The 7,207-nt window shown below is 70.7% G+C and carries 4 protein-coding genes and 1 pseudogene; 4 read left to right on the top strand and 1 reads right to left on the bottom strand.

The genetic code is table 11. The features are described 5' to 3' along the window. Positions 1-471, bottom strand: a pseudogene (locus O3Q52_RS45465) (hypothetical protein); the annotation flags it as partial. A gap of 83 nt (positions 472-554) precedes the next feature. Here O3Q52_RS45465 and O3Q52_RS45460 point away from each other — a divergent pair. The 4 genes from O3Q52_RS45460 to O3Q52_RS45445 all read left to right on the top strand — a co-directional run bounded on the left by O3Q52_RS45460 (position 555) and on the right by O3Q52_RS45445 (position 6,885). Further along, complete coding sequence (locus tag O3Q52_RS45460) at positions 555-1,526, top strand: LysR family transcriptional regulator (RefSeq protein WP_269654364.1); 972 nt, start codon at positions 555-557, stop codon at positions 1,524-1,526. 483 nt (positions 1,527-2,009) lie between these two features. Continuing rightward, on the top strand, positions 2,010-3,119 hold the full coding sequence (locus O3Q52_RS45455; protein ID WP_269654363.1) for a hypothetical protein: 1,110 nt from the start codon (positions 2,010-2,012) through the stop codon (positions 3,117-3,119). Beyond that, a complete protein-coding gene (locus O3Q52_RS45450; protein ID WP_269654362.1) occupies positions 3,119-5,314 on the top strand; it encodes a glycosyltransferase in 2,196 nt (731 codons plus the stop codon). Before O3Q52_RS45455 ends, O3Q52_RS45450 begins: the two co-directional genes overlap by 1 nt. A gap of 185 nt (positions 5,315-5,499) precedes the next feature. Then, positions 5,500-6,885, top strand: a complete 1,386-nt coding sequence (locus O3Q52_RS45445; protein WP_269654361.1) for an acyltransferase — start codon at positions 5,500-5,502, stop codon at positions 6,883-6,885. Positions 6,886-7,207: the final 322 nt, after the last annotated feature.

The raw sequence follows: 7,207 nt of genomic DNA, 5'->3' as shown, positions 1-7,207 counted from the left end.
CCGGTCGACCAGCCGCGCGGTCCAGGGCGCGACGGCCGCAGTCGCCGCCAGCCCGGTCGCGGGGGCGGCACCGGCGAGCGCGTACGAGCCCCGCGCCCCCGCGATCATGATCACCGCGCTCACGCTGAACATGCCCATGGGGAGCCGCGCGATCAGATTCCCGAGGGTGAAGGCCCGGGTGCCGGGGATGGTGAAGAGGCGGCGGTACGGGTTGCGGGGGTGGTGGCTGATTGCGGGCGGGGTGCTGTCGTGCGCGCTGCTTCGGTGCGGGTCGGGGTCGCGCCGAGGCCGTTTCGGTCCGGGCCCGGAGCTGGACCCGGACCCGGACCCGGGGGCCCGGCGCCGCGGTCCGAAGTCGGCCACCACCAGGCTGTCGGCGGTGACGGCGGGGATGGTCGTACGTGCGTCGGGGCGGGGCCGGGGGTACGGCCGAGGGGGCTGCTGAAGGGCTGGTCGGGGTGGTCGCGGCATGGATCAACGTTCGCCCGGGCCTTCGGCGGGGGTCCAACACCTACTCCGTACCGATTGACGCACCCGCGTTGTAAGTTCGTCCGATGCCCGCCCACCTCGATCCCCGCCTGCTGCGCGCCTTCCTCGCCGTCGCCGAGGACCTGCACTTCACGCGTGCGGCCGCCCGGCTGTACGTCGCCCAGCAGGCCCTCAGCCGTGACATCCGGCGGCTGGAGCGGGAGTTGGGCGCCACCCTCTTCGTACGCACCACCCGGCAGGTGACGCTCACCCTCGACGGCGAGCGGCTGCTGCCCTACGCGCGGCGGGCGCTGGCGGCGCAGGACGAGCTGCTCTCCGCCTTCGGGCGGCCGGACGCCGAGCGGCCCCTGCTCGTGGACGTGAACAGCCCCGGGCTGGTCTCCGGGCGTGTGCTGGCCCTGGCCCGTGAACTCGCTCCGGACTGCGAGCTGATGACCCGCTTCGAGAGTGGCCTCACCGGCGCCGCCGCCGAACTGCTCGCCGGGCGGCTCGACGCGTCCTTCGGGCGGTTCGCGGGCCTGGACCCGGCGGTCCGTGCCCGCCTGGAACAGCAGCCCGTGCGGTACGAGCCCATGGCCGTCGTGCTGCCGGAGGACCACCGGCTGGCCGAAATGGATGCCATACCGCTCGACGCGCTGGCGGGCGAACAGGTGTACGCGGGAGCCGGGAATCCCCGGACGCTGGAGTGGACCGACCTCGCCCGTCAGCTTTTCGAGGGACGAGGCATTGAGGTCGCGGCGCCGGCACCGCTCGCCGTCGGCGCCGAGGAGTTCCAAAGGATCATGGCCAAGAAACGAAACCCCGTCCTGGCCGTGATGGATTTTCCGGCCATGCCCAAATCCGTCCTCCGGCCCCTCGTTGACCCCGTACCGCTGTCACCAGTGTCGCTGGTGTGGCGGAAGGGGCTGACGCATCGTGGAGTGGAGGCGTTGCGCACCGCGGCGGCGCGACTTGCGGGGGCGGAAGGGTGGCTGGAGCGGCCTCCGGAGGGTTGGATTCCGGCCACAGATGCACTCATCATGATGAGCCGGGCCTGACACAGAACCCTCACTGTTGCTTACGTGCGCTACATTCATGGGCCGGGTGCAGTGTGATAAAGGGGGCGCTCGGGCCGGGTGGGGGTCCGGTCCGGACGACGAGTACGAGTGCCCGGGTCGTACAAGCACCCCTTGAACCAGTCCCGTGGGGGGATGTGCGTGCGCGTGGAAAGTTGGCCGGAAGGCGCCCAACCGGGTCGGAGCGATTCCGATCGTCGGAGTGAGGGTGGAGCCGATCAGTCGGCCCGTCGTAAGGACGGTCTGTCGTTCCGTGGTGAGGCCGGTCAGGCGGCCCCTCGGGAGACCGATCAGTCGTTTCGCAGCGACTCCGGTGGCGGTGAATTCGGCGGCAGAGCCGCCGACCGCGGGGACTTCGACCGTGGTGATTCCGGCCGGTGGGATTCCGGCCGTGGTGATTCCGATCGGCGTGACACCGACGGGCGTGACACCGACGTGTGGTTCCGCCGTGTCGTGGCGCCGTCGGTGCCGCGACAGAGAGACGACGCGCCGAACGACTACGAGCCGAACGACGACGGGCGGAACAACGACGTGCTGAGCGACGACCGGCGCGGTGACGACCTGCGCGGTGACGACCTGCGCGGTGACGGCCCGTGGAGCGACGGCGAACACCGGAAGTACGGGGATCGCGGCGATCGCGGCGGGTTCGGCGAGTTCGGGCAGGGCGGGGAACAGAGAGACGGTGGTCCGGGCGTCAGCCGGCCGGAGCACGGCCGGTCCGGAGGGGCCGTCGGTCCCGTCGGTCCTGTCGTATCCACCGGGGCCCCCGTCATGTCCACCGAGTCCGCCGGAGCCACCCGTTCCGTCTGGGACGACGCCGACTCCGACGCCGCCCAGGACTCCTGGCAGGAGTCCGAGCACCCCGAGCACACCCACGACCCGCACGAGGTCACGGTCCAGCTCGACGGTGTGGGACGGCAGCTGGAGGACTGGCTCGTCCAGCAGGCCAAGGGCGCCCCCAGCACCAAGGAGGCCTCGGACGGCCCGGTCTTCGTCGACGAGACGGGCCGCCGCAGCCGCAGGTACCGCAGGATCGGCATGGCTGTCGGCATGGCCTGCGCGGTCTACGCGGTGGTCATCCTCACCACGCTCATGTCGGGCAACTCCAGCGCGCCCTGGCTCCCGGAACTGGGCCAGGAGCAGGACGACAAGCCGGCCGGAAAGGTCGAGATCCCGCCGCTGCCCGCCGACTCCGCGGGTCCGTCCGGCGAGGTGAACCCCTCGCCCGGCGTGACGCCGTCGGCCGGTGGCACGGTCAGCAACTCGCCGGGCGCAGGCACCTCGACAGGCCCGTCGGCCAGCCCCACGGGCACGGGGAAGAGCGCCGATCCGAAGCCGTCGGCGACCAACACGAAGCCGGCCACCTCCCCGAAGCCGTCGAACACCGGGCCGTCGAACCCGCCTCCGTCCTCGCCCGACCCCGAGCCGAGCGTCACCGAGAGCAGCGACCCCTCGAATCCGCCGGTCGGTGGTGACACCGACACGGTCGCCGGTGACCCGCTCACGCCCGGTCCGGTCGTGTCGCCCGACCCGAGCGCCGCCCCAACCGCACAGTCCCCGGAGAACACCCTCTGATGGCACGCCGCACCAGCCGCCGCGGAGCAGAGCGGGGCGCCGTCCGGCGCCGACGCCTGCCCATGCGCTATCTACTGCCCTCGCTCGTCCTCGTCGCCCTGATGGCGATGCTGATGCTGCGGGGCTTCGTACAGAGCGAGATCCTTGCCGACAACCGCGTCCAGGCACCGGCGGGACACGACCAGGTCCCCAAGGGGGTCCTGAAGGGCGGCCCGGTGATCGACACCCGGGGCGGCCGCACGGACAGTCTGGACGTTCCGGACCGCGAGCTGGTCCTGACGTTCGACGACGGTCCGGATCCCGAGTGGACGCCCAAGGTGCTCGACACCCTCAAGCGATACGACGCGCACGCCGTCTTCTTCGTCACCGGCGCCCTGGCCTCGCGCCACCCGGACCTCATCAAGCGCATGGTCGACGAGGGCCACGAGGTCGGCCTGCACACCTTCAACCACCCGGACCTCTCGTTCCAGTCCAAGAGCCGTATCGACTGGGAGCTGTCCCAGAACCAGCTCGCGCTGGCGGGCGCGGCCGGCATCCGGACCTCGCTCTTCCGGCCGCCGTACTCGTCGTTCGCCGAATTGATGGACAACAAGTCTTGGCCGGTCACCGAGTACATCGGCAGCCGCGGCTACATCACGATCGTCAGCAACAACGACAGCGAGGACTGGAAAAAGCCGGGCGTGGACGAGATCATCCGCAAGGCCACGCCCAAGAGCGGCAAGGGTGCCATCGTGCTCATGCACGACTCCGGCGGCGACCGCTCGCAGACCGTGGCCGCGCTCGACCGGTTCATCTCCGGGCTGCAGGACGACGGCTACCGCTTCGACACACTCACCGCCGCCATGAAGGCGCCCAGCGCGCACACCAAGGTCACCGGCGCCGACCAGTGGAAGGGCAAGGCGTGGGTCCTCGCGGTCCAGGCCTCCGAGAAGACGACCAGCATCCTGGTCGTCGGCCTCGCCGTGATCGGCGTACTCGTCCTCGCCCGCTTCGGGCTGATGCTGCTGCTCTCCGTACTGCACGCCCGCAAGGTCCGCCGCCGCGGCTTCAGCTGGGGGCGGCCGATCACCGAACCGGTCTCCGTCCTGGTGCCCGCCTACAACGAGGCGAAGTGCATCGAGCAGACGGTCCACTCGCTCGTGGCGAGCGATCACCCCATCGAGGTGATCGTCATCGACGACGGGTCGAGCGACGGCACCGCGCGCATCGTCGAGAACCTGCGCCTGCCGAACGTACGCGTCGTGCGCCAGCTCAACGCGGGCAAGCCCGCCGCCCTCAACAGGGGTGTGGCGAACGCCCGTTACGACCTCATCGTGATGATGGACGGTGACACCGTCTTCGAACCGGCGACCGTCCGCGAGCTGGTCCAGCCCTTCGGCGACCCGAGCGTCGGCGCCGTCGCGGGCAATGCGAAGGTCGGCAACCGGGATTCGCTGATCGGCGCCTGGCAGCACATCGAGTACGTGATGGGCTTCAACCTCGACCGCCGTATGTACGACATGCTCAACTGCATGCCGACCATCCCGGGCGCGGTCGGTGCCTTCCGGCGCTCCGCGCTCAAGCGCGTCGGCGGCATGAGCGACGACACGCTCGCCGAGGACACCGACATCACCATCGCGATGCACCGCGACGGCTGGCGGGTTGTCTACGCGGAGAACGCCCGCGCGTGGACCGAGGCCCCGGAGTCCGTCCAGCAGCTGTGGTCCCAGCGCTACCGCTGGTCGTACGGCACGATGCAGGCGATCTGGAAGCACCGCAGGGCGGTCATCGAACGCGGCCCGTCGGGCCGCTTCGGCCGCGTGGGCATGCCCCTCGTCTCCCTCTTCATGATCCTGGCCCCGCTCCTGGCCCCGCTGATCGACGTGTTCCTCCTCTACGGACTCGTCTTCGGCCCCACGGAGCAGACGATCCTCGCCTGGTTCGGCGTCCTGGCGGTCCAGGCGATCTGCGCGGCGTACGCGTTCCGCCTCGACAAGGAACGCATGACCCACCTCCTCTCCCTCCCGCTCCAACAGATCCTGTACCGCCAGCTCATGTACGTCGTGCTGCTCCAGTCCTGGATCACCGCCCTCACCGGCGGCCGCCTGCGCTGGCAGAAGCTCCGGCGCACGGGCGCGGTCGGGCTGCCCGGCGCCGCGGGCCCGGGCGGCGGCGCCGCGCAACAGCCGGAGATGGACCGGAGGCCGGTCGGATGAGCACGCCGCCCCCCGGGACTCCGTGGCCGGAGCCGTCCGGCACTTCCGGCACTCCGTGGCCGGGCGCGGACGCAGGAGCAGGAGTAGGAGTAGGAGTAGGGACAGGTACCGGAGTCGGTACGGGTACAGGCACTGGTACCGGAATCGGTACCGGCACAGGCACATGGGCCGGACAGGACACCTCGATGCACGACTCGTACGACCGGACGTTCCCCGGCCCCGCCACGGCACCGGGTTACCCGGACGGCCCGACGCAGACGAGGCCGGGCTCCGGTTTGGGCCCGGGTTCAGTGCCGGAACCGGGCTGGGGTTCGGAACCGGGCGCGACTTCGGCCGCCGCGTCGGACTCGGGGTCGGACTCGGGATCGGACTCGGGGTCGAACTCCGCTTCGGACGCTGCCCCGGACTCCGTCAAGCGTTCCGGCCCGGTCCGGGACCGTTACTTCGACCTGCTCCGGGCGCTCGCCCTCTTCCGTGTGGTCCTCTACCACCTCACGGGCTGGGCCTGGCTGCCGCTGGTGTTCCCGTCCATGGGCGTGATGTTCGCGCTGGCCGGCAGCCTCATGGCCCGTTCGCTGAAGCGCCCGGCCTCCCAGGTCATCCGCAGCCGCATCCGCCGCCTCGTGCCCCCGCTCTGGCTCCTTGGCGCGATCGGCGTCACCGGCATGGTCCTCCAGGGTTGGGGGCCGAACGAGGACGGGCACCCGGGCTGGTGGCTGCTCCACCTCACCTTCTGGATCGTCCCGATCAGCGATCCGCCGTACGCCGAGGGGCTGCCCGGAATCCAGGGCTTCATCGGCGACAACTGGGCCGCGGACCTCGCGGGCCCGCTCTGGTACCTCCGCGCGTACCTCTGGTACGTGCTGCTGTCTCCGTTCCTGCTCCGCGCCCTGCGCGCGCTGCCGGTGGCAACGATCGCGGCGCCGATCGTCCTGTCGGCGGCGTTCCAGCTCGAATACCTGACGCTCCCCGGCGAGCGGATTCCGTCCGCGCTGACGGACTTCAGCACGTTCGGTGCGTGCTGGATCCTGGGCATGGCGCACCAGGAGGGAATCCTGCAGCGGCTCCCGCGCTATGTGGTCCCGTCGGTCGCCCCGGCCATCGCCCTGCTGGGCCTCTGGTACGCCACGAACAACAACTTCACCCAGGGGCACGACCTGGACAGCATCCCGCTGGCCCAGGCCCTCTGGTCCTGTGGCACGGTGCTGCTCCTGCTGCACTTCAGCCCGTCCTGGTCCGAATGGCCACGCAGGCTGCGCCGCTGGGACAAGCCGATCACCCTCCTCAACTCCCGTGCCGTGACGATCTATCTCTGGCACAACACCTGCATCCTCATCGCCGCGACGCAGTGGGACCGCCTGTGGAACTTCGACGTGCTGTGGCAGAACGTCCCCTGGCTCCTGGAAAGCCCCTGGCCCGTCCTCGCCCTCACCTGGGTCCTCATCGGAGCCTGCGTCCTCTCCTTCGGCTGGGCGGAGGACCTGGCGGCCAAACGCCGCCCACAGCTGTGGCCGACGGGCTCGAAGAAGTCGGCCGCCGGCGGGCGGGGGCATCGGGCTGGGGCGCGGTAGGGACCGAGCCGGAGGCAGGGCGCCGCGCTGTTGCCCAGGCGTCGCCTCGCGTGGCCTCGCCCGGCGTTGTCTCGCATCACGCCGTTTGCGCGGGCCAAGTCAGGGACTTGGCCCGCCATTTGTCGTAGCTCTTTCGGTGATCTGGTGTGCCGGATTGCCAGCTTTGGTGGCTATTTCGTCAGGGCGTCGACGTAATTCGCTCTGGTGTCGGTCGAGCCCCCTCGGTAGCGTGGCTGCGCTCATGACCCCCTCGCCCCACCGGGAGCCGTCCGTGAACCGCCGCCCCACCCTGCTCGCAGCGATCGCGCTGACCGCCGCCGCG

The organism is Streptomyces sp. ActVer (assembly GCF_027270795.1).
GTDB classification, from domain to species: domain Bacteria; phylum Actinomycetota; class Actinomycetes; order Streptomycetales; family Streptomycetaceae; genus Streptomyces; species Streptomyces umbrinus_A.
The sequence above is the reverse complement of the archived record's forward strand: the minus strand, read 5'-3'. Positions and strand labels throughout refer to the sequence as shown.